27 protein-coding genes, 1 tRNA gene and 1 pseudogene are annotated in these 23,762 nt (G+C 69.3%); 14 read left to right on the top strand and 15 right to left on the bottom strand.

Going from position 1 to position 23,762, the window contains the following annotated elements; genetic code table 11:
• The first annotated feature begins 194 nt into the window (after positions 1-194).
• Positions 195-269 (top strand) — tRNA-Arg (locus AC156L_RS20485).
• A gap of 198 nt (positions 270-467) precedes the next feature.
• On the opposite strand, the gene AC156L_RS20480 is transcribed toward AC156L_RS20485, so the two are convergent.
• The 3 genes and pseudogenes from AC156L_RS20480 to AC156L_RS20470 form a co-directional block, all read right to left on the bottom strand.
• Complete coding sequence (locus AC156L_RS20480) at positions 468-1,559, bottom strand: hypothetical protein (RefSeq protein WP_330873968.1); 1,092 nt, start codon at positions 1,557-1,559, stop codon at positions 468-470.
• A 124-nt stretch (positions 1,560-1,683) separates the two neighbouring features.
• Positions 1,684-2,134 (bottom strand): annotated as a pseudogene (locus AC156L_RS20475) (N-acetyltransferase family protein); the annotation flags it as partial.
• A gap of 230 nt (positions 2,135-2,364) precedes the next feature.
• Positions 2,365-4,350: a heavy metal translocating P-type ATPase gene (locus AC156L_RS20470; protein WP_330873969.1), complete on the bottom strand. Its 1,986-nt coding sequence runs from the start codon at positions 4,348-4,350 to the stop codon at positions 2,365-2,367.
• Between the two features lie 95 nt (positions 4,351-4,445).
• Between AC156L_RS20470 and AC156L_RS20465 the strand changes: the two genes are divergently transcribed.
• The 3 genes from AC156L_RS20465 to AC156L_RS20455 all read left to right on the top strand — a co-directional run bounded on the left by AC156L_RS20465 (position 4,446) and on the right by AC156L_RS20455 (position 5,844).
• Complete coding sequence (locus AC156L_RS20465) at positions 4,446-4,805, top strand: ArsR/SmtB family transcription factor (protein WP_330873970.1); 360 nt, start codon at positions 4,446-4,448, stop codon at positions 4,803-4,805.
• Between the two features lie 271 nt (positions 4,806-5,076).
• Complete coding sequence (locus AC156L_RS20460; protein WP_330873971.1) at positions 5,077-5,370, top strand: hypothetical protein; 294 nt, start codon at positions 5,077-5,079, stop codon at positions 5,368-5,370.
• A gap of 21 nt (positions 5,371-5,391) precedes the next feature.
• Positions 5,392-5,844: a Fur family transcriptional regulator gene (locus AC156L_RS20455; RefSeq protein WP_330873972.1), complete on the top strand. Its 453-nt coding sequence runs from the start codon at positions 5,392-5,394 to the stop codon at positions 5,842-5,844.
• Positions 5,845-6,074: 230 nt separating this feature from the next.
• Here AC156L_RS20455 and AC156L_RS20450 read toward each other — a convergent pair whose 3' ends face one another.
• Positions 6,075-6,875 (bottom strand): class I SAM-dependent methyltransferase, encoded by an 801-nt coding sequence (locus tag AC156L_RS20450; RefSeq protein ID WP_330873973.1) that lies wholly within the window; start codon positions 6,873-6,875, stop codon positions 6,075-6,077.
• A 214-nt stretch (positions 6,876-7,089) separates the two neighbouring features.
• On the opposite strand from AC156L_RS20450, the gene AC156L_RS20445 reads away from it, so the two are divergent.
• Positions 7,090-7,851 carry a class I SAM-dependent methyltransferase gene (locus tag AC156L_RS20445; protein WP_330873974.1) on the top strand — a complete coding sequence of 254 codons (762 nt, stop codon included), beginning with the start codon at positions 7,090-7,092 and terminating at the stop codon, positions 7,849-7,851.
• Positions 7,852-7,894: 43 nt separating this feature from the next.
• Here the strand turns inward: AC156L_RS20445 and rpmF are convergent, their stop codons facing one another.
• Genes rpmF through mrf form a run of 3 tightly spaced genes read right to left on the bottom strand, consistent with a single transcriptional unit; the run spans position 7,895 to position 9,403 of the window.
• A complete protein-coding gene (gene rpmF / locus AC156L_RS20440) occupies positions 7,895-8,056 on the bottom strand; it encodes a 50S ribosomal protein L32 (protein WP_330873975.1) in 162 nt (53 codons plus the stop codon).
• A gap of 1 nt (position 8,057) precedes the next feature.
• Positions 8,058-8,309 (bottom strand): type B 50S ribosomal protein L31, encoded by a 252-nt coding sequence (locus tag AC156L_RS20435; protein WP_330873976.1) that lies wholly within the window; start codon positions 8,307-8,309, stop codon positions 8,058-8,060.
• Positions 8,306-9,403, bottom strand: a complete 1,098-nt coding sequence (gene mrf, locus AC156L_RS20430; protein WP_330873977.1) for a ribosome hibernation factor-recruiting GTPase MRF — start codon at positions 9,401-9,403, stop codon at positions 8,306-8,308. The genes AC156L_RS20435 and mrf overlap by 4 nt, the downstream gene beginning before the upstream one ends.
• 49 nt (positions 9,404-9,452) lie before the next feature.
• Here mrf and rpmB point away from each other — a divergent pair, with 49 nt between their 5' ends.
• The 5 genes from rpmB (at position 9,453) to AC156L_RS20405 (ending at position 11,661) form a co-directional block, all read left to right on the top strand.
• Positions 9,453-9,692: a 50S ribosomal protein L28 gene (rpmB, locus tag AC156L_RS20425; protein WP_484407171.1), complete on the top strand. Its 240-nt coding sequence runs from the start codon at positions 9,453-9,455 to the stop codon at positions 9,690-9,692.
• Positions 9,692-9,859: a 50S ribosomal protein L33 gene (rpmG, locus tag AC156L_RS20420; RefSeq protein WP_033439124.1), complete on the top strand. Its 168-nt coding sequence runs from the start codon at positions 9,692-9,694 to the stop codon at positions 9,857-9,859. The genes rpmB and rpmG overlap by 1 nt, the downstream gene beginning before the upstream one ends.
• Positions 9,859-10,155 (top strand): 30S ribosomal protein S14, encoded by a 297-nt coding sequence (rpsN, locus tag AC156L_RS20415; protein WP_330873979.1) that lies wholly within the window; start codon positions 9,859-9,861, stop codon positions 10,153-10,155. Before rpmG ends, rpsN begins: the two co-directional genes overlap by 1 nt.
• 8 nt (positions 10,156-10,163) lie before the next feature.
• Positions 10,164-10,397: a 30S ribosomal protein S18 gene (gene rpsR, locus AC156L_RS20410; RefSeq protein ID WP_330873980.1), complete on the top strand. Its 234-nt coding sequence runs from the start codon at positions 10,164-10,166 to the stop codon at positions 10,395-10,397.
• A gap of 76 nt (positions 10,398-10,473) precedes the next feature.
• Positions 10,474-11,661, top strand: coding sequence for a GTP-binding protein (locus AC156L_RS20405; RefSeq protein WP_330873981.1), 1,188 nt, complete (start codon positions 10,474-10,476; stop codon positions 11,659-11,661).
• Between the two features lie 31 nt (positions 11,662-11,692).
• On the opposite strand, the gene AC156L_RS20400 is transcribed toward AC156L_RS20405, so the two are convergent.
• From AC156L_RS20400 to AC156L_RS20375, 6 genes are all read right to left on the bottom strand, one after another.
• Complete coding sequence (locus AC156L_RS20400; protein ID WP_330873982.1) at positions 11,693-13,234, bottom strand: choice-of-anchor M domain-containing protein; 1,542 nt, start codon at positions 13,232-13,234, stop codon at positions 11,693-11,695.
• 104 nt (positions 13,235-13,338) lie between these two features.
• The gene (locus AC156L_RS20395; RefSeq protein WP_330873983.1) at positions 13,339-14,703 is read right to left on the bottom strand and encodes a choice-of-anchor M domain-containing protein; all 1,365 of its coding nucleotides are present in this window, start codon (positions 14,701-14,703) and stop codon (positions 13,339-13,341) included.
• The gene (locus AC156L_RS20390; RefSeq protein WP_330873984.1) at positions 14,700-15,599 is read right to left on the bottom strand and encodes an anchored repeat-type ABC transporter permease subunit; all 900 of its coding nucleotides are present in this window, start codon (positions 15,597-15,599) and stop codon (positions 14,700-14,702) included. The genes AC156L_RS20395 and AC156L_RS20390 overlap by 4 nt, the downstream gene beginning before the upstream one ends.
• Positions 15,596-16,348 carry an anchored repeat-type ABC transporter ATP-binding subunit gene (locus AC156L_RS20385; protein ID WP_330873985.1) on the bottom strand — a complete coding sequence of 251 codons (753 nt, stop codon included), beginning with the start codon at positions 16,346-16,348 and terminating at the stop codon, positions 15,596-15,598. The genes AC156L_RS20390 and AC156L_RS20385 overlap by 4 nt, the downstream gene beginning before the upstream one ends.
• Positions 16,341-17,162 carry a TIGR03773 family transporter-associated surface protein gene (locus AC156L_RS20380; protein ID WP_330873986.1) on the bottom strand — a complete coding sequence of 274 codons (822 nt, stop codon included), beginning with the start codon at positions 17,160-17,162 and terminating at the stop codon, positions 16,341-16,343. Before AC156L_RS20380 ends, AC156L_RS20385 begins: the two co-directional genes overlap by 8 nt.
• The gene (locus AC156L_RS20375; RefSeq protein WP_484407170.1) at positions 17,150-18,568 is read right to left on the bottom strand and encodes an anchored repeat ABC transporter, substrate-binding protein; all 1,419 of its coding nucleotides are present in this window, start codon (positions 18,566-18,568) and stop codon (positions 17,150-17,152) included. The genes AC156L_RS20380 and AC156L_RS20375 overlap by 13 nt, the downstream gene beginning before the upstream one ends.
• Before the next feature lie 413 nt (positions 18,569-18,981).
• Between AC156L_RS20375 and AC156L_RS20370 the strand changes: the two genes are divergently transcribed.
• From AC156L_RS20370 to AC156L_RS20360, 3 genes are all read left to right on the top strand, one after another.
• The gene (locus AC156L_RS20370) at positions 18,982-19,848 is read left to right on the top strand and encodes a class I SAM-dependent methyltransferase (protein ID WP_330873988.1); all 867 of its coding nucleotides are present in this window, start codon (positions 18,982-18,984) and stop codon (positions 19,846-19,848) included.
• Between the two features lie 184 nt (positions 19,849-20,032).
• On the top strand, positions 20,033-20,680 hold the full coding sequence (locus tag AC156L_RS20365) for a choice-of-anchor M domain-containing protein (RefSeq protein WP_330873989.1): 648 nt from the start codon (positions 20,033-20,035) through the stop codon (positions 20,678-20,680).
• A complete protein-coding gene (locus AC156L_RS20360; RefSeq protein ID WP_330873990.1) occupies positions 20,677-21,312 on the top strand; it encodes a choice-of-anchor M domain-containing protein in 636 nt (211 codons plus the stop codon). The genes AC156L_RS20365 and AC156L_RS20360 overlap by 4 nt, the downstream gene beginning before the upstream one ends.
• Positions 21,313-21,482: 170 nt before the next feature.
• Here the strand turns inward: AC156L_RS20360 and AC156L_RS20355 are convergent, their stop codons facing one another.
• Positions 21,483-21,770 carry a hypothetical protein gene (locus tag AC156L_RS20355; protein ID WP_330874064.1) on the bottom strand — a complete coding sequence of 96 codons (288 nt, stop codon included), beginning with the start codon at positions 21,768-21,770 and terminating at the stop codon, positions 21,483-21,485.
• 90 nt (positions 21,771-21,860) lie between these two features.
• Here AC156L_RS20355 and AC156L_RS20350 point away from each other — a divergent pair, with 90 nt between their 5' ends.
• On the top strand, positions 21,861-23,024 hold the full coding sequence (locus AC156L_RS20350; protein WP_330873991.1) for a CobW family GTP-binding protein: 1,164 nt from the start codon (positions 21,861-21,863) through the stop codon (positions 23,022-23,024).
• Here AC156L_RS20350 and AC156L_RS20345 read toward each other — a convergent pair.
• Positions 22,945-23,688, bottom strand: coding sequence for a hypothetical protein (locus AC156L_RS20345; protein WP_330873992.1), 744 nt, complete (start codon positions 23,686-23,688; stop codon positions 22,945-22,947). The two genes, AC156L_RS20350 and AC156L_RS20345, sit on opposite strands and share 80 nt — an antisense overlap.
• Positions 23,689-23,762: the final 74 nt, after the last annotated feature.

Here is a 23,762-nt window from a genome sequence, read left to right as displayed (position 1 = left end):
ATCAACGCCGCGGCCAGCGCCCGACGCGTTCGAGAAGAGCTTTTCGCCGCAGCACTGATCCTGTCCAGGGGTCGCGGCACAAGGTCGAGAATAGAACAATCAGGCCTCCGAGCAGGCAAATCGTGGGTTGCCGGGACGGCGCTGGTACATTGCTCTTCGGCCGCTTGCCCAGGCCGCGGCTGGCCGACCGGCTGGCCCCCGTAGCTCAGGGGATAGAGCACCGCCCTCCGGAGGCGGTGGCGCAGGTTCGAATCCTGCCGGGGGCACCACGCTTGACCTGCAAGAACGAGACACAGAGCGGTGCTTGAGACTCTCCAGCGTGGCATGGTTTATGCCATTAGGGCGCCTGGCCAGCCAAGGACGGGAGACAGCGACCCGTCTTCCGTTAGGCGCGAAAATGTCTACTTGGTTTAACTTTCCGCATCTTGCAAGCAAATCAGCTGGCCCCAAGCGGGACTCAACCTCTCCTAGATATTCAGGTGACCAGGGAGTTCCGACAGACTTCGCAGAATCACGGTATCCGTTCGAGACTCCACCTTGGCGATGTGCAAATCATGCCATCGATGCTTCTCGGTCACCACGATCTCGCAATACGGCACAGCAAGGCTCATGCCGTCGATGTCGAAGATGTCATTGGGGCTCCATACCTTGGATGCGTTGCGGTGCTGCTCCGTCTTCAACAATGCTGACACGTACGAGACCGGCATCGCTCGTACAACATCTCGTGCCGCCGCCTTGTCAGCAAAAAGCACTTTAATGTCATCGATTCCCCGACGTAGCAAGCCCTCCAGCAAGGGGCCTATCAACTCAACGATGGCTTCCCGCGCCATGACAACGTCGCCGAGCTTCTGCCCTGCCCCCCACTTGGTGCCGTGATGGCGTTGATGCTGCTCGTTTTCCTGTTCTGCGCGCCGTCTATTGACTTTTAGCGCCTCCACCTCCCGGTATCCGAACTCTTTCAGCTGCGGAAGATCTACGTCCGCAGGGTCGCGAAGCATTCCACGTTCGGCAAAAAGGTCGGCTTTCATCATGAGATCGTCGAAAACGGCCTTACCCAGCCGTGCTCGGGCAAGATCACTGGCGTCACGACCATTAGCCTTGTGGCGCAGCGTGAAGCCGCCCTTCATTCCGAACGCATGACCAAAACCTCGGCCGAGCAGGGTGGCAGTCGGATACGGCTCCACCCAAGGCCCCAATCGATCGTCTAGCACTGACTCGATTTCCAGTCTGATGACGATCTGGCGGTCGAGAAGAGTGACAAAACCCGACAGCTCCTCCATCACTTCGGTGAGCCGGCCGCGCTGAGCGGGGTCCTTGATTTTCGTCATCTCCATGTAGTGGACGCCTGCTAGGACGAACACCGCCGTTCCGGCTGCTCGCGCATGGCGACATGCGTCGAGGGCTGGCCGATAGCGCTCACCGTTGACGCTGCCGCTGGCTGCTTGGGACAGGTAGATCCAGTGGTTGAGATCGAGGTAGACCAGCTTTGGCGGGGCCGTCGGCCGCACCAGCGCCTGTGGCCACAGCAGGTCCGGCAACTCGGCGGCGGGAGTGGGCATCTGGAGAGTGTCATCCAACCACCGCCGCTGGGTCTAACCGATTCGGGCACTCATGGTGCCGTGTCCTGCGTCCAGGCGATTGAGAGGCGTTCGGCGCTCGTTGCGGCGATGGGTCGGTTTGGCGGCGGCGTTCGAGGAAGACGGCGTCACGCCAGCGGCCGTGGTGCTGGGCGATGCGATCGCGGACACCGAGGTGCGGTAGCCCGCCCTGTGGTGCAGGGCGAGGCTCGCGCGGTTCCCAGGGAAGATTGACGTTTGCAAGGTCCACAGGTCGTACGCGTCGGCGGCGGTGATCTGCTTGCGCAGCAACGCTTTGCCGACACCTCGACCGCGGAGCTCGTCGCCGACGTAGACCGATGTTTCGGCAACCCCGGCGTAGCAGTCACGGGCTGACACCGCGGTCGAGGCGGCAGCCGGCGACCTGTCCATCGGATCTCGGCGACCCAGCGGTGATCCGGCAGCCACGTGACTTCCAGGGTGGCGCGACTGGGTGTCTCGATTTCGAAGGTGGCGTCGCTGGTGCCGATGCTTTCGGCGTAAATGCGCCGAGCGGCCGTCCAGTTCGTGGCTCGCAGCTCAACTCACCGGGGTCACTTCCTCGGCGGCGCCATGGATGACTCCCTTCAGTCCCCTGTCGGGGCATGCCTGGAAAGCCTCTCAACTAACGGGAACCTCAACGCGCCTTCCGATCACTGGATGCGGGTGCCGGTGACTACGTGGTTGCACAGGCTCATGTGCCGAAGTCACGGGAGCTGTTCAAGACCAGCTTGGGTTGATCTTCGCAGTCATGACGACACCCGGCTGGCTATGGAGCAGTACAGGCTTCACGGGTGGCCCGGCGCCATGCGGCGGCGCGTAGCAGGCGCAGGCCGTTCAGTCCGACGATGACGGTGGACCCCTCGTGGCCGGCGACTCCGAGTGGCAGCGGGAGGGTGCCGATGAGGTCCCACAGCACGAGTGCGGTGATGAACGTGGCGGCGATGGCCAGGTTGGCGATCACGACGCGGTGCGCGCGGCGGGAGAGCGCGATGACGGCGGGGATCGTGGTGAGGTCGTCGCGGATGACGACGGCGTCGGCGGTCTGCAGGGTGAGGTCGGCTCCGCCGCCGCCCATTGCGATGCCGGTGTGGGCGGCTGCCAGCGCGGGGGCGTCGTTGATGCCGTCGCCGACCATGGTCACCCGATGCCCGTCGGCTTTCAGGTCACGCACGGCGGCGACCTTCGCGTCGGGCAGCAGTTCGGCGCGCACGTCGGTGATGCCGACCTGGGCGGCGAGCCGGGTGGCGGTGGCGAGGTTGTCCCCGGTGAGCAGCGTCGGGGCGGCGTTGGTGAGCCTGGTGAGCGCGGCGACCGTGGACGCCGCTTCGGTCCGGAGCTGGTCGGTGATGCCCAGCACTACCGACGGGGTGCCGTCGAGAAGCACGATGACGGCAGTGTGACCGCGTTGGTGAACGGTATCGACGATGGCGGCGATCTCACCTGATCCGTTCGCTGGGGGCACCAGCGCCGGTGAGCCGACCTGGACGAGGTGGTGCTCCACCCGCGCGGAGACACCCCGGCCGGGCTGTGCGGTGAACTCGTCGGCGGCGGGCAGGTCGAGTCCTCTGGCTCGGGCCGCTCGCACGATCGCGGCGGCGAGCGGGTGCTCGCTGGGGTGCTCCGCGGCGGCGGCCAACCGCAGCAGCCGGTCCTCGGTGAGCCGGGCGTCGGCCACGGTGTGGATCTCGGTGAGTTCGGGGGTGCCGCGGGTCAGTGTTCCGGTCTTGTCGAACGCGATCCGTGTCGTGGTGCCGAGCTGTTCCATGATCACGGCGGACTTCACCAGCACGCCGTGGCGCCCGGCGGTGGCGATGGCCGCCAGCAGTGGCGGCATCGTGGCGAGCACGACGGCGCACGGTGAGGCGACGATCATGAACGTCATCGCCCGCAGCAACGATTCCTGCACTGCCGCTCCCCACAGCAGCGGGGCGATGAAGATGACCAGGGTGGCGATGACCATGCCGATGGAGTAGCGCTGCTCGATCTTTTCGATGAACAGCTGGGTCGTGGCCTTGGTTCGGCTCGCTTCCTCGACCAGGGTGGCGATGCGGGCCACGACGAAGTCCTCGGCGCGGCGGTCCACCCGCACCCGCAGGGAGCCGGTGCCGTTGAGGGTTCCGGCGAACACCTCGCTCTCGACGGCCTTGTCCACCGGTAGCGGTTCCCCGGTGACGGTGGCCTGGTCGACTTCGCTCGCCCCGCCGATTACGGTGCCGTCGGCGGCGATCCGCTCCCCCGGCCGGACGAGGACCACGTCACCGACCTTCAAGTCGGCGGCCTCGACAACGTGCTCACCGTCGTCGGGGGCGATGCGGGTGGCGGTGTCGGGGGCCAGGTCGAGCAGGCCGCGCACGGAGTCCTCGGTGCGGGCGGTGGCCAGTGCTTCCAGTGCGCCGGAGGTGGCGAAGATGACGATCAGCAGCCCGCCCTCCAGCACCTGCCCGATTGCCGCCGCCCCGATCGCGGCGACCACCATCAGCAGGTCGACGTCGAGGGTCTTCTCCCGCAACGCTTTCAGTCCGGCCAGTCCCGGTTCCCAACCGCCGGTGGCGTAGCAGGCCAGGTATAGCGCCCACCACAGCCAGTCCGGTCCACCGGACAGGTGGACGGCCAACCCGGCCAGGAACAGGGTCAGCGACGCGGCGGCCCACCGTGTCTCCGGCAATGCGAACAGCCGGGTCCGACGACGCGGCGACCTCGCGACCTGCGGAACAGGCGTGGGACGGGTCGGCGTGGCGGTGGACGAAGCCACGGGGCACCTCCAGGAGCAGTGGTCGACCACCCGAACGATAACAGAACATATGAAGACGTCTTCATGCATAAGACTCGCAGTTAGACTCCGCCCCCATGGGACATGGCGCGCAGGGCCACGAGCCACCGGCCGGCCGACTGGACGCCGAGGCCGCCGCGCACGTCGCGACCACACTGCAAGCCCTCGCGACCGCCAGCCGACTGCTGATCCTCAGCGAACTACGCCAAGGACCCCGCCCGGTCACCGAACTGGCCGAGGCGATCGACATGGAACAGTCGGCGGTGTCGCACCAACTACGACTGCTGCGCAACCTCGGCCTGGTCACCGGGACCCGCACCGGACGCAGCATCGTCTACAGCCTCTACGACAACCACGTCGCCCACCTGCTCGACGAGGCCGTCTACCACAGCGAGCATCTCCGACTCGGTTTGGCCGACCGCCCCGGCAACGACTGACATCGTCGTCTGGTTCCCCACCTTGTCCGTCTCGTTCGAGGCTGACGTCGAGCACCGCGAACGCGGATTCCCCGTGAGTGCATGACATGTATCGCCCAGTCGCATCACTATGACTATATTTGGTGTTGATAATCGTTGTCGTCAAATCGCATTGAGGGTTCCCATGTCCGCGTCAGCGAACGCGATCAGCGACGCACGTCGCCGCCCCATGCCCCCTACCCTCGGCCCCACGGCTGGCGAGGTCGTGAGAGTGCGCGCCAGACTCGGCAGGATGCGCGCCCTCGGCAATCGGGGGCTGCTCGCCGCCGACGCGGCCCTCGTGCCGGGCGTCGGTATCGATGACGCGCAGGCTGTTGCGTACGGCGGCAGCGCTGGGCGCAACATCGGTGAGCGGTTCCGGTCGGTGGTCTGTCCCGGCGACCTCGCCATGCCGGTCGGCCGCGGCGGCCAGGACAACACACGCAGTGAGTTCGAGGCCTTGTCGAACGCCAACGGATGCACTGCCGCCCACATCGTCGCGCCGCCTCCCTCCGGACTCTGCCTCATCAAGGCCGCGGTGTCGTGAGTGCACATGGGGATTCGTGACATGAGCGGGCAGGTCCTCAACCGAGGTACAGAGGCGCGCATGACACCTCAACGCCAGTCGGTGCTGCGCGTGTTGGCCGACCTGCCCGGCCCTTCCACGGCCAACGCGATCCATCACCTGCTGCGAGCCGGGGGCGGACAGATCGGGTTGACCACCGTCTACCGACACCTCGCCTCGCTCGCGGAGGAGAGCATCATCGGCATCACGCAGGACGGAGCAGGTCGACACCTGTTCCACCTGAGAACCGACAGCCACGGCCATTACCTCACGTGTGTGCGGTGCGGCCTCACGGTCGGCGTGGACACCACTCCCGTCGCGCGGTGGGCCGCGGAAACGGCGGCGAGCCACGGGTTCACGGGCATCCGGATGTCAGTCAACCTGGCGGGTCTGTGCGTGCAGTGCCGATCCGACCCGCTGGGCGGGGTCACCGCGGCGAATGGGCCACCCAGGTGACGAGTACGGGCGATCGGGTGGCCGGCCTTCACGCCCGGCACTACGGCGGTGCACGGTGAACGTGGTGATCTGGACCGTTTCCGCCACGGGAGGCCGTTATGACTGTGGAATCCACGACGTCGTCGCAACCGCACGCCGGTGGTTGCAGCTGCTGCAGCGGCTGTACGGGGCCGGGCTGCGGCTGCTGTTCCGGCTGCTAGCGCAGTGTCCTGCGGTGCGCGTCCGAGCAGTCAACTCGGACGGGCACCGACACCGACCAGCACCCGTGCGCGGAGCGCCGCTGTTCCTTTCATCAAGGCCAGGTAGCGGGCTTTCACCGCCGCCACGCTGTCGTCGTCCAGGTCCGCGAGCACCGCGCGGACAGCTGAACCGGTTGCGAACTTCCACGCCAGTTCCGGCGTGATGGGAACATCGCGTTCCACCGGGTGGACGACGACGTCCGCCAATCCCTTGTTCCTCAACCATGCTGCGAGTTTGTCGCCCGTGTCCAGGCGCGCAGCCTGGTCCGCTGCCGTCGGACGGCTGGGCGGTGTGCCCGTGTGCTCGGCGAGCGCTTGGAACAACGGTCCGATCACGTCGTCCACGCTACTCTGCCGCCACGTGGTCACGGTCATGGTGCCGCCAGGACGCAACAGGCCGATGAGGTGCGCCACCGCGGTGTCCATGTCGGGCAGGAAGAAGACGCCGAACCCGCTCTGCACCCGGTTGTAGAGCCCGCGGTCCGGGGGTTCCCACCCTGCCGCGTCCCCGTGGTGGAAACGCAGGTGCGGCATGTCGGCGGCGCGCTCGGCGCCTTGGTCGAGCAGTGCTCCGGAGAGGTCTACCGCGTGCACGACGCCGTCCGCACCGACGGCCCGTGCGGCCGGGATCGCGGTCGAGCCCGAACCGCAACAGACATCAAGCACCCGATCGCCGGGTAGCGGCCGGGCGTGCTCGACGGCCTCGGCGCCGATCGGATCCCACAGCAGTGGCGTCCATTCCGCGAACTCGGCGCTGCCTTCGTCGAACGCCTTCGCTATCCAGGACTTCACCCGCACTCCGCTCTTCATCCTTCGACAGATGGATCGAGTAACGACAATCATGTTCGTGTACGTTCGCGTTGACCTTGCCACGCGCCGCGACGGAGCGGAAGAGGACCGGTACCGAACGAACCCGGACGGCACTGTGGATTCCGGGCACGGCCAGACCGGACACCAGGTCGAGTAGTACAAACCACCGCTGGAACCAGCGAAGGAGGGTTGAACCATGATCAGCATAGATCCCACGGACCCGGACCCGGACACGACGGGAGCGGACGGCTACGCCGTTAACGCCCAGTACTACGACCTGATCTTCCCTGCCGCACAGCGTGATGCGATGAGCGCGGCATTGACCACCCTGCTGCCTGGCGCACGAAGGGTGGTGGAGATAGGCGCCGGTACCGGCCAGTTCACCGAGGTCTTGGTGGCGAACCTGCCCGAGGACGGCGAAGTGTTCGCTGTGGAGCCTGCCGCCGTGATGCGCGCGGCGCTGACCACCCGACTGGCGGCGCTGGGCGCACCTCCGGTGACCGTGTTGCCCGACGACGCCCTGACCGCCGAGGTCAACGGTCCGGTGGACGCCGTGGTGTTGCTGCACGTGCTCACCCATTTCTCCCCTGTTGATCGCAGGGCCCTGTGGGCGCGCTGGGTTCCTCGCCTCACTCCGGGCGGGTTGGTCGTGGTGGACGTGCAAGCGCCGCAGACGCCGGTGGACGTTCCTCCCACGGTCATGCCGGGCCGCACCCTGGGCCGCCGCCGTTACGACACGGTGAGCCGGGCGGCCGTGGAGGGCGACGGTCTGGTGTGGACGGTGACCTACCGCGTCCACGAGGGCGACCGGCTCGTGTCGGAGGATTCCGTGTCGTTCCCGTCGTTCATCGCCTCCGACGCGGTGCTGCACGCCGAATTGCGGGAGGTCGGGTGCCGACCGGTGACCGACCCTCCTGCCGGCGTGCTGGCGTGGCGAGCAGGGAACGGCCCCGGCTGACGGGCGAGGCCGTTCCCTCAGTCACGAGCGGCGCCGGCGGCCGTCACAACAAGCCGCGCCGGTAGGCCGCGACCAGGCGACGGGGCACCGACAACTTGCGGCCGTCGAGGGTGGTGACCGGAACCAGGTCGGGCACCACGGCCTTCCACTGCGCGCGGCGGTGGCGGGTGTTGCTGCGCGAGGTCTTCCTCTTGGGAACGGCCATGTCAGTGGTTCCTCTTCCCGTAGCGGCGGTTGAACTTCTCGACCCGGCCCGCGGTGTCCATCACGCGCTGGTTTCCGGTCCAGAACGGGTGGGAGTCCGAGGTGACGTCCACGGTGATGAGCGGGTAGGTGTTCCCGTCCTCCCACTGCACCGTCTGGGTCGAGGTCACCGTCGACCGGGTCAGGAATGCCTTGCCCGTCGACTGGTCCCGGAACACCACCGGGTGGTAGTCGGGGTGGATGCCCTGCTTCACAATTCCTCCATCTCGTCGTGCCACTCGGCGAACGGGTCGGCGAACTCCAACTCGTCCACCAGTGCCAATTCCTCGTCGGTCACCAGCGCGGCGCGCAGCGCGGTGACGATCTCTTCCCGCGCTTCGGGGATCGCGGTGATGACGACCAGCTCCTGCGACCGGTCGCCGTAGTCCGGGTCCCACGTCGCCGAGGCCACCGCCCGGCGTTCGGCCGGGAACTCCGACCAGTCGTCCACGGCGGCGAGCCACGGTCCGAGGTTGCCCACGCTCAGGCCGCCACCCGCGGATTCCAGCCACAGCGCGGCATCCGGCTGGCTCGCCACCCATACCCGGCCGCGGGTGCGCACCACGCCGTCGAACAGGACGTCGAGCGCCTCGTGCAGCCGCACGGGGTGGAACGGCCGTCGTTCGACGAAGTGGACGACGGCCACTCCGTGGGTGGGTTCCAGCGGTGGTTGTCCGCGCAGCAGAGTGCCGAAGCCGTCGTCGAATCCGCCCCGGCGCGCGTCGTCGGGGATGGCGGCCAGCAGCGTGGGTGCGTCCAGCGTGTGTCGGTCGCGTCGTGGTGCGCGTGGGTTGAGCCGGTCCAGCACGGCGTCGAGCACCGGATCGGCCCCGGCACCGGTGAGCACCAGTGCGTCGGCGAACTCGGCCTGCCCCACGACGACCTGCGCCACGGTCCGGTCGTCGCCCTCGACGGCACCCAGGCTGCGGTCGACCAGCGAGTCCTCGCCGGTGGCGTCGGCCAACCAGGTGGCCCGGTCGACCACGGTGATCACGGCTTCCACCCGGACATCGGCCTCGCGCAGGGCGAAGCAGACGGCCTCGGGCTCCAGTGCGGGGTCCAGGTGGACCACGACCCGGCCGCCGAGCCGGTCGAGCAGCGGCAGCAGGTCCAGGCGCAGCGTGCAGGAGACGCAGCCGTGCGCGAGTTCCAGCACGGTCAGTTCGCCGTCGACCCACCGGCGCACCACGCCGTCGGCGAGGTCGCGCAGGTCGTGGCGCACCAGCACCGATCCCGGACAGGCGCGCCAGAACTCCTCCGCCACGTCGTGCTCGGCCAGCCCGGCCACCAGTACGACCTCTGTTCGCATGTGCGCTAGCCTAACGGAAACGATTGTCATTTCGGAAATGGAGGTTGGCGTGTCCTCACGGCACTGCCAGGTGACCGGGCGCAAACCCGGCTTCGGCAAGCAGGTCTCGCACAGCAACCGGCGCACGTCCCGGCGCTGGCTGTCCAACACCCAGCGCCGCCGGTACTGGCTGCCCTCGGAGAACCGGTTCGTCGCGCTCACGGTGTCCGTCAAGGGCATCAAGACCGTGGACCGCCGCGGCATCGAGTCCGTGGTCGCCGAGCTGCGCAAGCAGGGGGTGAAGCTCTGATGGCCAAGAGCACCGACGTGCGGCCGATCATCAAGCTCCGGTCCACGGCCGGGACCGGCTACACCTACGTGACCCGCAAGAACCGTCGCAACGACCCCGACCGGCTCGTGCTGCGCAAGTTCGACCCGGTCGTGCGGCGGCACGTCGACTTCAAGGAGGAGCGCTGATGGCCAAGAAGTCCAAGATCGCCAAGGATCGGCAGCGGCGCGAGGTCGTCGCCCGCTATGCCGAGCGCCGGCGTGAACTGAAGGAACTCATCCGCGCGGACCCCGTCCGGCGGGGTGAGGCGTTGGCCGCGCTCCAGCGGTTGCCCCGCGACGCCAGTCCCACGCGGCTGCGCAACCGTGACACCGTCGACGGCCGTCCACGAGCGTTTTTCCGGGCGTTCGGGCTTTCCCGGATCAGGTTGCGGGCGATGGCCCATCGGGGAGAGTTGCCCGGCGTGACCAAGTCGAGCTGGTAGGAGGAGACGTGCCCCGCCCCGAACGCCCCGCCAAGCGCCGCTCGAACCTGCTGACCAAAGAGGGTTTGGCCACAGCGGACTGGAAGGACGTGACGCTGCTGCGGAAGTTCATCTCCGACCGCGGCAAGATCCGCTCCCGCCGGGTCTCCGGCCTGACACCGCAACAGCAACACCAAGTGGCCACCGCGATCAAGAACGCCCGCGAAATGGCCCTGCTCCCCTACCCCACCAAAGGCCGCTGAGCGCGTCGGTGTGCTCCGCCCATCTCGGCGGAGCACACCGACGCGCACCGTCCTTCTCCACGATCACCGGGTTGACATGACTTCCGATACGCGCGTTCCCGTCACCGTGCTGTCCGGCTTCCTCGGCGCGGGCAAGACCACACTGCTCAACCACGTGCTCGCCAACCGCGAGGATCGCCGGGTGGCAGTGGTGGTCAACGACATGAGCGAGGTCAACATCGACGCCTCGCTGATCTCCGGCCGGGGCGGCGAACGCCTGGTCGAGCTCACCAACGGCTGCATCTGCTGCACCCTGCGCGAGGACCTCCTGGAAAGCGTCGGCGCCTTGGCCCGAGAGGGCCGCTTCGACACCATCCTCATCGAGTCCACCGGGATCTCCGAGCCGATGCCGGTCGCGGCGACGTTCGAGTGGGCCTTCGAGGACGGCACGAGTCTGTCCGATCATGCCCGGTTGGACACCATGGTCACCGTGGTCGACGCTTCCGGGTTCCTCGCGGAGTTGGAGCGCGGCGACCGGCTCGACGAGCGTGCCCTCGCCGCGGCCGAGGGCGACGAGCGTGGGATCTCCGACCTGCTGGTGGACCAGGTCGAGTTCGCCGACGTGCTGGTGCTCAACAAGACCGATCTCGCCACGCCCGAACAGTTGGCCACCACCGAAGGCCTGTTGCGCAAGCTCAACCCGAACGCGCGGCTGATCCGCTCGCACCGAGGCGTGGTGGACATGGCCGACGTGCTCGACACCGGCCGCTACGACCCCGTCACCGCAGCCACGTCACCGGGGTGGGCCGCGGAGCTGGCGGGCTCCCACACCCCGGAGACCGAGGAGTACGGCATCCGCTCGGTCACCTACCGCGCCGACCGCCCCTTCCACCCCGCACGCCTCGCCACGGCCTTGGAGGACTGGGAGGGGGTGTTGCGCAGCAAGGGTTTCTGCCACATCGCCAGCCGCCCGCACACCCTGGCCGTGTGGTCGCAGGCAGGGCCGAACCTGTCCATCGAGCCCGGTGAACTCCTCGACCGCCACACCGCGCGGCAGGAACTGGTGTTCATCGGTGTCGATCTGGAGCGCGGCGAGCCCCGCCGCAGGCTCGACCCGGCGTTGCTCACCGACGCCGAACTGGCCGCCGGCCCTGCGGCGTGGCGGCTGTTGGACGACCCGCTGCCGCCGTGGGACGACCTCGAAGTCCACGACCACGAACACTTGGTTCCGTTTGCTCGTCTCCCGCTGGGGCGCTCAACGAACGGTGGGCGTGGACTCCTCTGAGTCCACGCCCACCGTCATGGCGGAATCCGCGTCAGCTGCTTCGCCTGCGGCGCGTGAGGACCAGCGCGACGGTACCGGTCGCGGTGAGCAGGACGGCGATCAGGACGGCCGTTCCCACGCCGCCGACACCGGTGGACGCCAGTCCGACCGGCTTGGGCGCGGACGGCCCCTGGTCGGTAACCGGGACCGGGTCAGTAGTGGTGATGGCCGTACCGGCGGACGTGGTGGTGCTGGTGGGTGTACTGCTCGGAAGTGCGCAGGAGCCGCTGGCGGTGGGGTCCACGTCGCCGACGGCGATGGTGAACACGTCGCTGTCGGCGACCGTGCGGCCGTCGGTGAGGGTGGCGGTGACTTCGATGGTGATCCGGTAGGTGCCCTCGCCGCCGAAGGCCCAGTTGGCGTGGGCGTGAGTGCCGAGCGGGACGGCGGTGGTGTCGGGCAGGCCGTCACCGGAGTCGACCAGCACGACGGGGGCCAAGCCGGTGAGGAAGACGCCGAGGCGACCGGGTCCGTCCACCGAGGTCACCCGGAGGTCGACATCCCCGGCGACCTCTTGGGGGCTGAGGGATTCGGTGTTCCAGCCCGCCCACACGATGCCGGGGATCTGGGTCTGTGGGATGAGCCAGACCGGTGCGCCCGGCGCGCCCAGGAACGAGTAGGCGGGGTCGGCGGGCACGGTGTTGCGCGCGGCGGGGACCAGGTGCAGCACGACGTCGGCCGGGTCGCGCCACACGGCGCGGTCGGGCCCCTGAGTGCCGTCCTTGATCTGGGTGCTCAGTTCGCCGTCGAGGAGGCGCGGGGCGATGAGGTCGATGTGGCCGTCGTTGAGGACCACGCACGACGTGGGCGGCGCTGAGGTCGTCGTGCCCGTAGTAGTCGTGCCCGTGGTCGTGGTTGCGCTCGTGGTCGTCGTGGTTGTTGTCGCGGTGGTCGTGGTTGTCGTGGTGGTGGGGTCGGTTCCCGTGCCGGGTTTCACGGTAGTGGGGTCGACCGCGCCGACGGCGATGGCGTAGGTCGTGGTGTCGCGCAGTGACGTGCCGTCGGGGGTGGTGGCCTGCACGGTGAAGGTGAGCCGGTAGACGCCCTCGGCGGAGAACGTCCAGTTGGCGTGGGCGTGGGTGCCCAGCACCAGCGGGTGTTGCTGCGGGAGTGGCTGGGCGGTGTCGAACACCCTCGGTAGGGGGTCGCCGACCGGGCCGGTCTGGAACACGGTGAGCTGTCCGGGGGCGGGGCTGCCCGCGGTGTCTCCGCCGATGGCGTCCAGGGTCCAGCGCACCGAGTCGGGGTCGACCTGCTCGGCGGTCAGGGATTCGGTGTTCCACCCGGCCCAGACCACGTTCGGGTCTTGGACTTCGGGGATGAGCCACAGGTCGCTGCCCACCGGACCGAGGAAGGCGTACTCGGGGTTGTCGGGGACCTGGATGCGGGACTCGGGCTTGATGTGCGTGACGACCCGTTCGGGGTCGCGGACCGTCGGCGGCTCGGTGCCGCCGTCCTTGTAGCGGATGTCCAGCGCGCCGTCGACGACCACCGGGGCGAGCAGGTCGACGTGCCCCTGATCGACGACGGTCACCGCTTCCTGAGCAAAAGCCGGAGTGAAGGCCGGCGTCAGAGCCAGTGCGGCGAGCGCGGTAACCGCGAAAGCTGCGAGCGCGGCCCGTGTGCGGTTTGGGGTGGTCACGAAATCTCCTGGGCGGGACGGCGGCGGGTGAGCACGAGAACGGCGGCACCGGTCACGATGAGGCCGAGCGCCAAGCCCGCGGTGGCGGGCACCGCCGCGGGGCCGGTGGACGCCAGGCTGGTGGGCGTACCGGCCTGCCGGTCGGTGGTGCCGGGCTGCTGTTGCTGTTGCTGTTGGTTCGTGCCGGTTGTGCCGTCGCCGACGACGAAGGTGTAGGTCTCGGTGTCGGTCAGCGTGCCGCCGCCCGCGCCGGGGGCGGCGACGGCGAACGTCAGGCGGTAGCGGCCGGGTTCGGCGAACGCCCAGTTGGCGTGGGCGTGGGTGCCCAGCGCGACGCTGTGGTTGTCGGGCAGGCCGTCGGTGCTGTTGAAGATGACGCTGGGTGCGCCGAACGAGCCGGTGGTGAACAGGCCGAAGGCCCCTGGTCCGTCGACCGCGGTCAGCGTCCACGTCATCGGGCCGGACACCTCGGCCGGGCGCAGTTCCTCGGTGGACCAGCCCGTCCACAGCAGGTCGCCCTGCTGGGTCTGCGGCAGCAGGAAGATCTGCTTGCCCGCCTCGCCGAGGAAGGACAGCACCGGTTGTGCCGGGAGTTCGGTGCGTGCGGCGGCGGTGATGGCGAACTCGACGTCGGCGGGTTCGCGCCAGGTGGTCGTGCCGGTGGCTGTGCCGTCCTTGACCTGGATGTGCAGGCCGTCCGCGAGCAGGCGGGGCGCGAGGGCGTCGACGTGGCCGTGGTCGAGGGTGACCCGGCCGGTCGCGGTGGGCGATGGCTGCGCGGCCGCCGCGAGCCGCGGCTGCGGTTCCGGTTGTGCTGGTGCCTGTGCGGCGGTGACCGGTGCTTCGAGGAGCGGTTGTGGTGGCGCGGCGATCGCGGGTCGGGCTTCTTCGGCAACCAGGATCGAGTAGTCGTGCGTGATCGTCAGCGGGCTGCCGTCGAGGGTGTGGGCGGTGGCCTCGACCCGCAGCAGGTGCTCGCCGGGCGGGGGCGCGTCGACCTCGACCGTACCGCTGGAAGCGACGGGGACCACGACCGGTTCGTCATGTGCTGCCGCGTCGAGAGCGGCGGGTGTGGAGGCGTCCGCGACGGAGGTGCGGAGCTTCACGGTGTCGCCGAAGACGGTGCCGGGCTCGATGGCCGTGGTGTTCCAGGTCAGCGACACCCGCTCGGTGGCGGCCGGGACCGCGAGGGGTTCGGACTCGGCGTCCAGTTCCAGGCTTCCGTTCTCGATCGCGAGCACGGCGTCGGCGACGGGTTCGGTGTGCGGTGTGGTCGGTGTGGGTTCGGCGGCAGCGGTCGGTGCCGTCATCAGCAGCGCGGCGGCCACGCCGAGCAGCGCGCCGGTTCGGGCGTGGGTCACGACTTCTCCTGGGTGAGGACGGCGGCGGGAGTAGCCGCTGTGGCGATGGCGGCCTTGCGGGGTTGGGTGAGCAGGCCGTGGCGCGGTGCGAAGAACCAGCACAGCAGGAACACCGCGGTGAGGGTGAGCACGATCAGGCCGCCTGCGGCCAGGTCGAACGCGTAGGACAGGTAGAGGCCCAGCACGCTGCCGCCCGCGCCGATGAGCGGGGCGAGCAGCATCATCACGCCCAGGCGGTCGGTGAGCAGGCGGGCCGCCGCTGCGGGGGTGACCAGCAGGGCGAGCACGAGAACGTTGCCGACGGCTTGCAGGGAGATGACGATGGCCAGGGTCACCATCACGTGCAGCACCACGTCGAGCCAGAACACCGGCAGTCCAACCGCGCGGGCCTGTTCACGGTCCAGCGTCGCGGCCGTGAACCGGCTGTTGAACAGCGCCGTGCACAGCAGCACCGCCGCTCCGATCACTGCGACCGAGACCACGTCGGAGTCGCTGATGCCCAGGATCGAGCCGAACAGGAACGACTCCAGCGAGCCGCCGTAACCGGGGGCGGTGCTGAGGATGACGATGCCCAGCCCGAACGAGGCGGCGAAGAAGATCCCGATGACGGAGTCCTCCTTGAGCCTGCGGTTCTGGGTGAACACCGCGATCAGCAGCGCGGTGATCACCCCGGCGACCGCGCCGCCGAGCACCAGGTCCAGGCCGAGCACGAAGGCGATGGCGATGCCGGGGAAGACCGAGTGGGCGACCGCGTCGCCGATGAACGCCATGCCGCGCAGCACGACGTGGCTGCCGATCACGCCGCACACCAGGCCCGACATCAACGCCACCAGTAGCGCGCGGCGCCAGAAGTCGTACTCCCACGGCGCGATCAGCGCCTCCAGGAACGCGGTCACCTGGTCACCCCCAACGTCTTGAGCAGTTGCTCGGACCGGTCCAGGCCGAAGGTGCGCAGCCAGATGTCGGTGTCGGCCAGGGCGGCGGGTTCGTCGTCGGCGATCACGACGCGGTTGAGCAGGCACAGGCGGCTGCACAGGGTCGTCGCGGCGGCGAGGTCGTGGGTGGTCATCAGCACCGCCACCCCTTCGTCGCGCAGTTCGGTCAGCAACGTGCTCAGCAGTTCCTGTGTGGGGGCGTCGATGCCGGTGAACGGCTCGTCGAGCAGCAGTACCTCAGGCCGCAGGGCCAGCGCTCGTGCGACCAGGACGCGTTGCCGTTGGCCGCCCGACAGCTCGCCGACCGGCCTGGTCCTCAGGTCCGCCATGCCGACGCGGTCCAGGGCCTCGGCTACGGCCTCGCGGTCGCGGATGGCGCGGCGGCGCAGCAGCCCGGTCAAGTGGGTGCGGCCGGTGGCGACCGCACCTTCGACCGTGATGGGAAAGTCCCAGGCGAACTCGTGGCGCTGGGGCACGTAGCCCAGCGAGCCCTGTGCCTGGCGCGGCGTGCGGCCGTCGACGACGATCGAACCGCGGTGGACCGGGATCAGTCCGAGGGCGGTGCGCAGCAGGGTCGTCTTGCCGGCGCCGTTGGGGCCGATCAAGCCGACCAGCTCCCCGCGCCGCAGGCGGAAGTCCACATCGGACAGGACTTCACGGCCGCCCAGGTGCACGGTCACACCGGAGATGTCCAGCACCGTGTCAGTCATTGCTCCTCCCGGCGGTACGACGGGACCGAACGACGAGCGTCGTGGCAACGGCCAGCACGACCACACCGCCTGCCGCCGCGATCCACACCAAAGGAAGCCTTCCGGCAGTCGTGTCGGCGGGTTGTGCCGCGGCCGGGCCGGAAGGAGAAGTGCTGGGTTCGGCCGTGGGGAACGCCGTCGCCGGATCGCCTGGTCCGACGTGGACCTTCAGCGTCGCGCGGTCGCCGCGGCCGTCGGCGGTGGCCATCTCGACATCCAGTGAGTAGGCGCCGGGTGCGGTGAACACCCAGTTGCCGTGCACGTGAGTGCCTGCTTCGACACCGGTTTCCTGCGGGTAGGGCCGTTCGCTGCTGAAGATGGTCTCCGGTGTGCCGAAGTTGCCGGTGAGGAACAGCTCGAATCGGCCGGGGCCCTCGACGCCGAGCAGGCGCCAGTCGACCTCGCGGCCGACGACGTCGGCGATGCTGGGGTCCTGGGTGTTCCAGCCCGGCCACACCACGTCGGGGTCCTGGACCTGCGGCAGCACCCAGACCTCGCCGCCCGGCGTGCCGAGGAATTTGTAGGCCGGGTCGTCGGGAACGGTCGTCTTGGCCGCGTCCGCGACTTGGAGCACCACGTCGGAGGGGTTGCGCCACACCGGCCCGTCACCGGTGTCGTCACGGATCTCGACGGTCCACTTCCCATCGACCAGGCGTGGGCCGAGGTCCACGTGGCCGTCGGCGATGACAACGGGCGCGGGCTGGGCGTGCGCTGCAGGCGGGAGGAGCAGCAGCACGGCGGCAGCCGCGAGCACGGCCTGGATCAGGCGAGGCACCGGGCGACCTCTTCCGCGTTGTGACGCATCATGTCCGCGTAGCTGCGGGTGCGCTCGTCGAAGGAATCCCCGTACAGCAGGCAGACCTGGACGCCTTGGTCGCGGGCCACCTGGCTGAGCACCGAGCCTCGTTGGGCGAGGTTGGGTTCCATGAACACGGCGGGCACCTTCAGGTTGCGGATGGTCTCGGTCAGCTTGCGCACGTCCTCGACGCTGGGTTCCTGCGCGGGGTTGGGCACCACGAACCCGGCCACGGTCATGTCGTAGGCGCTGGCGAAGTAGCCGAACCCGTCGTGGGTGGTGACCAGGTGGCGGCGCTGCCGGGGCACTGCCGCCACGGTCTGGCGGACCTGCGCGTCGAGCTCGTCGAGCCGGGCAAGGTACTCGCGGGTGTTGCGGTCGTAGTCCGCCGCGCCGTCGGGATCGGCCGTGCGCAGCGTGTCGCGCATCAGCTCGGCGTAGGCGCGGCCGTTGCGCACGTCCTGCCACAGGTGGGGATCGATCTCACCGTGCACGTGCTTGCCCAGCACCGCCTGCGGCAACTGGTGCACCGAAGCGCCCGCCGCGCCCAGGAACGCGAACCTCGCGTCGCCGGGCACGGTGGCGATCGCCTTGTTCGGCACCTCGATGACGGCCTGCGAGGCGGGCACGACCTCTTGGGTGGTGCCGCCGGCGCGATCGTTGAACGTGTACAGCTCACCGCTGTCCAGGTCGACCGTCAGGTCGGTGTGCCCCTCGTTCAGCACGGTGCCCGCGATGCCGGTCGGGTCGACTCCTACCGCGAAGGTGAACGTGCCCTCTCCCAGAGGTTTCTGCTCGCCGTCGTTGAGCAGGGACGCGCGCAGCGTCAGGCGGTAGGTGCCCGGTGCGGTGAACGCCCAGTTGAGGTGGGTGTGGGCGGCGGGAGGCAGAGTGGTGGAGTCCACATCGGACATCCCGTCACCGGAGTCGAAGTACACCACCGGTTTGCCCAGGGATTCGGTCAGGTAGGTCACGAGCTTTCCGGGGCCTTCCACCGCGGTCGCGGTCAGCCGCACTTCCGAGGTGCGGGTGGCGCCGCGCGCCTTGCCGTCGCCGCGCACGCGCAGGCCCAGCCACAGCACGTCGAGCCCGACGTTCTCCACCAACGGGATCACGTGCGCGCCGTAGGTCTCCGATGCCTCGGCCAGTGAGACGTTCGGCGTTCCCTCGCGTGCGTTGGCGTCGATGGCCTTGATCAGCCGCTGCTCTTCCAGCAGCAGGTGGTTGGTGAACGTCACGTCCGCCGCGGCGACCTTCTTCGCGTCGGCGGGGGTGGGCTCGTAGGAGTGCGGGTCGCCGCCGGGTGGTACGAGCGAGTCGACTCGGACGCGGTCTCCCCCAACGTTGCGTACCAGGTCGGCGAGGATCTCGGTGGTCGTGACCACGGACAGACCGTCACCTCCGCTTCCGGCCTTGCTGGAGGTGCACGCGGTGGTGGCGAGCAGGACCGCGCACAAGGACGCGGCAGCCCGTGAGGGCGCACGCAGGCGCATCTGTTCTCGAACCTCCAGACACCCGTCGTCGGACCGACGGAACCTCGTGAACCTAATACAAACGACAACCGTTACCAATAGACTGAGTGGACCGACACACAGCGGCCATCCGGCCCTGTTGACAATGATTGCCGTTGGCAACACTGATGATGTCGCATCACGTCGCTCCCCCCCGCGACGGCGGCCGTCGTGCCGCGGTGCCGTCTCCTCCCCGTGACGGCACCGCGGTCGCCCGCCCGACGGGGCCGAGACCGCGAAGACCCACCGCCACCGGCGCCGCGACACCGGGGAACGGAACAAAGCCCATGGCCTCCACGTCGAACGACCGCCGCAATCCCACAGGTCCGTCCACGGAGAACCCGGCCGAGGCCGAGGCGGTTTTCCTCGACGCCCACCTCGCGCTGCTCGCCGATCTGCCTGTTCGACATGGTGACGCGGTGGCGGACATCGGCCCCGGCGCGGGTTCGGTCACAGTGGCCCTGGCCCGCGCGGTGGGCGCCTCCGGCCGGGTCTACGCGGTGGACCACGACCCGGAGATGCTCGAGGCGGTGGCGCGGGCAGCACGTGCGGCCGGTGTGGCGGAGCGTGTTGTGCTGATCCACCACGACCTGGACGACGGTCCGCCACCCCTGCCGGAGCCGGTGGCGGCGGTGTGGTCGTCGACGTGCGTTCACCATGCGTTGGACTGGCGCGCCGCCGTCGCCGGACTCGCCGAACTCCTGAGTCCCGGCGGCGTGCTCGCGCTGGCCGAGGGCGGACTGCCCGCGCGCTGCTTGCCCTGGGACGTCGGAGCGGGGCGGCCCGGCCTGGAGATCCGCTTGGACGAGGCGCACAACCGCTGGTTCACCGACTGGTTCGAACACCGACCAGGGGTGACGCGGCCGGACCGGGGCTGGGTGGACCTCCTCGCCGACGCGGGCCTGGTCGACGTCGGCAGCCGCAGCGCGCTGGTCGACGTGCCGACGCCGCTGCCCGAGGACGAGCGTGCCGCGGTCGTGCGCGAATTGGCCGCGCGGGTCGATCGGGCACGGCGGTTCCTCACCGAGGATGACGTCGAGGCGTGGTCGCGCCTGCTCGATCCCGCTGACCCGGCGTGGTTGGGCAGCCGCACGGATCTCGCGCTCCTCACCGCTCCCACGGTGCACCGGGGCCGGGCGCCGGACCGCACGTAACCGAGGACATCGTGAAGCACCAGCGTGATCACGCGGGGTCATCGCGACGGCGCTTCACGCCCGGATGTCGACCTCGTGCTGGGTGGGACTGATCCATTCGGTCGTATTGATAATGATTATCGTGTGCAACACTACCGCTGCGGTCCACCCGGACCGCGAACCCGCACGATGGGAGTGCACACCCGTGCGCACGACTGCACACATCGCTTTGCTCCTGGCCGCGGCGACCGGCCTCACCGGCCTCGCCGCCGCACCCGCCACCGCGACACCGGTCACCGTCATCAACTCCGGCCACGTCGACGTCTTCGGCGTGGCCTTCGAGGACGGCGCGTTCGACCTGCACGTCCACGACGAGGGCGCCGAAGCGGAGTACGCCCCGTCCGAGGTCCTCCTGGTGGCCGAATCCGCGGCGCGCACGACCGTGCCCGCCGACCCCGCCTACGCCTTCCTCGGCGCCCCCGGCCGTCCGGTATGGGTGTTGCCGCAGGTGCAGGACCCGAACCTGCTGTGGCCCGGCATCGCCGCCGAGGAGATCGAGCCCGGCGTCTTCGTCGACGGCACGCTGCGCCTGAAGGTCCAGCGCGTGCGGGGTCCCGGCGACTTCAGCATCTTCACCACCGACGCCGTCGGCGCGCCGACCGTCCTGGTGGACAGCGGCAACGGTCTGCCCGACCGCATCGATCTGGTCGCGGGCGATCACCAGCACGCGAACTGGGCGTTCGAGGCCGCGGGCACCTACAAGGTCACCGTCCGCGCTTCGGGGACCCTCGCCGCCACCGGCGAGAAGGTCGTGTCCGAGCCCGCCACCTACAGCTTCAAGGTGAACCGATGATCGCCCGCCTCGCCGCCGCCGCGCTCGCCGCCGGAATCGCCCTGCTCACCACCGGCACGGCCCACGCGGCCGTCACCCTGTCCTCCGGCCACGTCGACGCACTCGACGTGGACTGGACCGGCAGCGCGCTGACCCTCGACGTCCGCGACTCCACGGTCTCCCCCGCCGTCGACCGCGACCCGTCGACGGTGACGTTCAACGCCGTCTCGGCGAGCCGGACCACGGTGCCCTCCAGCGCCGCTTACTCGTTCCTGGGCACGCCCGGTTCCCCGGTGTGGATCCTGCCGCAGAGCCAGGTCAGCGGAATCCTGTGGCCGGGCTTCGACACCGCGGGCGTTCCCAGCGGCGTTCTGCAGGGCAACACTCTGACCGTGAAGCTGGTCTCGGTCACCGGGCCCGCCGACTTCTCCGTCTACACCACGAGTTCCTTCGGCACCCCGACCGTGTGGTTCGACAGCGGCAACGGACTGCCCGACACCCGCTCGTTGGCGGTCAACACCCACGCCCACGCCAACTGGGCGTTCGAGGCGGCGGGCACCTACACCGCCGTCTTCGAGATCACCGCCACCAAGGCCGCGGGCGGCACGGTCACCAGCGGTCAGAAGAGCTACACGTTCACCGTGCAGCTCTGATCTGACCGCTTACAGGAACAACTTCCTCGCAGGGAAGCCGGGTCCGCGGCACCGTTTCGACGGTGTCGCGGACCTTCGTGGTCGCTGCTGCGGCCGCTCTGTCCGCGAACGATCGACACCAAGCACGGGGCGTCAACACGACGCCCGCATGCGGGGTTCGTCCTTGCCGGTCAGTGCTCGTCGTAGTGCTCGCCGTGCGCGGCGTGGCGGTGACCGTCGTGCACGTAGTCGGTGTGGTCGCCGTGCGGGACCGCCACATGGCCACAGCCCTCGCCGTGGGCGTGGTCGTGGGCGTCGTGGGCACCGGGTTCGCAGTCGTCGAAGTGACCGTCGTGCGCGCGGTGGAGATGGCCGTCGTGGGCGTAGTCAACGTGGTCCTCGTGCGGAACGGAAACGTGACCGCACCCCTCGCCGTGGACGTGCCCGTGATCGGTGTGCTCGAGATGTGCCGTGGTCATGATCGACCGCCTTCCCACTTCGCTTATAACGCCCTCACCCGGACGCCTCAGCATCGATAACTGAACGTAACGAGATATTAGGCCATGCGCATGAATGACGCAGACCGAGAACTCGATCAGCCCAAGCCGTTCATTGAAATGAAAATCATTTCTATTTATGCTGTCGGCATGGAGAACTCGGTGATGCTGGTGGCCGGACTCGGTGAGCACAGCGTCGCCGAGGAGGTGTGGCGAGCCACCGCCGGCTCCACCCTGGTCCGCCACGACCTGAGCAGGCTCGCCGACGGGATCGTGCACCGCTGGATCGACGGACTGCTCACCGAACTGCGTCTGGAACACGGGTGCGTGTCGTGCACCATGAGGCTGGACCTGATCCCCCTGCTGCGAACCCTGCCAGGCCCTGTGGTCGTGCACCTGGACCCGGCCCTGGAGCCCGAGGCGGTGTGCCTGGCCTTGGAGGGCGAACCGGTTCGCGTGGACGCCGTGGTCACCGTCGTGGACCGGGCGACCTGGCTGGCCGACGCGACCGGCCACGACTCCTTGGCCGGTCGCGGCCTGAGTGCCGCCCCCGGTGACCGCCGCACCGTGTCGCAACTGGTCGTGGGCCAAGCCGAGTTCGCCGACGCGCTGGTCCTCACCGGACCGTCGGGCGATGACCGGATCGAGGCGGTCCTGGACCGCCTCAACCCCTCGGCACCCCGGCAGGAGGTGGCGCACCTGCACGTGCCGACGCTCCTGGCCGCGATCGACCGCGACGCTCGGCGCGGTGAGGTGGACGACCTGTTCAGTCCTCTCCTGCGCGGCCGACCGCCCCTCGAGGCCGCACACGGCGTGCACCTGACGCACTTCACCGCCCGCCGCCCCTTCCATCCCGCGCGCCTGCACCGCACACTGGTCGCCCTCGCCCAAGGCGTGGTGCGCATTCGCGGCCGCGTGTGGCTCGCCAGCCGTCACGACACCGCGCTGTGGCTGGAAGCCGCGGGCCGGGCGATGCGCATGGCCGACGCGGGCCCTTGGCTCACGACCGCCGGCACCTCGCCCGACACGGACGCCCGCCACGCGGACCTCACCGTGGGTCAGGAGCTTCACCCTGGCGACCGTGAACAGGAACTGGTGATCATCGCCCACCGCTCGTCGAGCGAGGTGATCACCTCCGCGCTGCGCGAAGCGCTGATCACCGACGAGGAGGCGGCACTGGCCGGGGAACTGCGCTTCGCCGACCCCTTTCCCGGCGCGCACGAAAAGCAGTCCTGACCGCCGGCGCGGTTGTCGTAATCAGGGCGCGGGGCGTGCCCGCGGCGGACTCGACGGGTTTCGTGCTCGCGCGCAGCACGCGGAGCCTCCGCCGGACGCGCCACAGTGCGACGAGGACGCCCACGAGCAGAACCGCGGCGGCCAGCATCGTCCAGGACACCGCCCAGAGCGTGGTGTCCGCCGAGGCCGGCTCCACCGTGCCCGCCAAGTCCTGGGTGGCCGAGGTGACGGGCTCGGCCCGCACGTGGACGTCCAGCGGTCCGAGCGGCCAGACGCCGGTCACAGTGTGGGTCAGCGTCACGGCGTTGCCGGGCAGCAGTTCGGGCAGCACATCGCCCGTGGTCGCGCGTTCGGAGAGGCCGAACAGCGCGCTCACTTCGACGGACGGGCGCAGCGCGAGGCGCAGGTTGCCGTCGTTGACGACCGTGTAGGTCACATCGACCGCACCGGTACCAACGGGGTTGAGCGTTCCCCGGTACACGGCGGTGGGCGACTCGACGCGCACGGAGGGGACGACCGAGCCCGCGACACGGACGAAGAGCCTGCTGCCGACTCGGCGTTCGACCTCCACGGGTGTGTCGCCGGAGGAGACCAGCGCGGCGACGAGACCGCCGACATGGTCACCGGGTTCGGCGTCGGCGGGAACGGTGATGCTGAAGGGCACGACCACCGTGCCCGCGGGGGGATGACTACCACGGGCGAGGCGAGCGACACCCAGTTGCCGACCATTGTGGACGG

This window comes from Umezawaea sp., assembly GCF_057122925.1.
The sequence above is the reverse complement of the archived record's forward strand: the minus strand, read 5'-3'. Positions and strand labels throughout refer to the sequence as shown.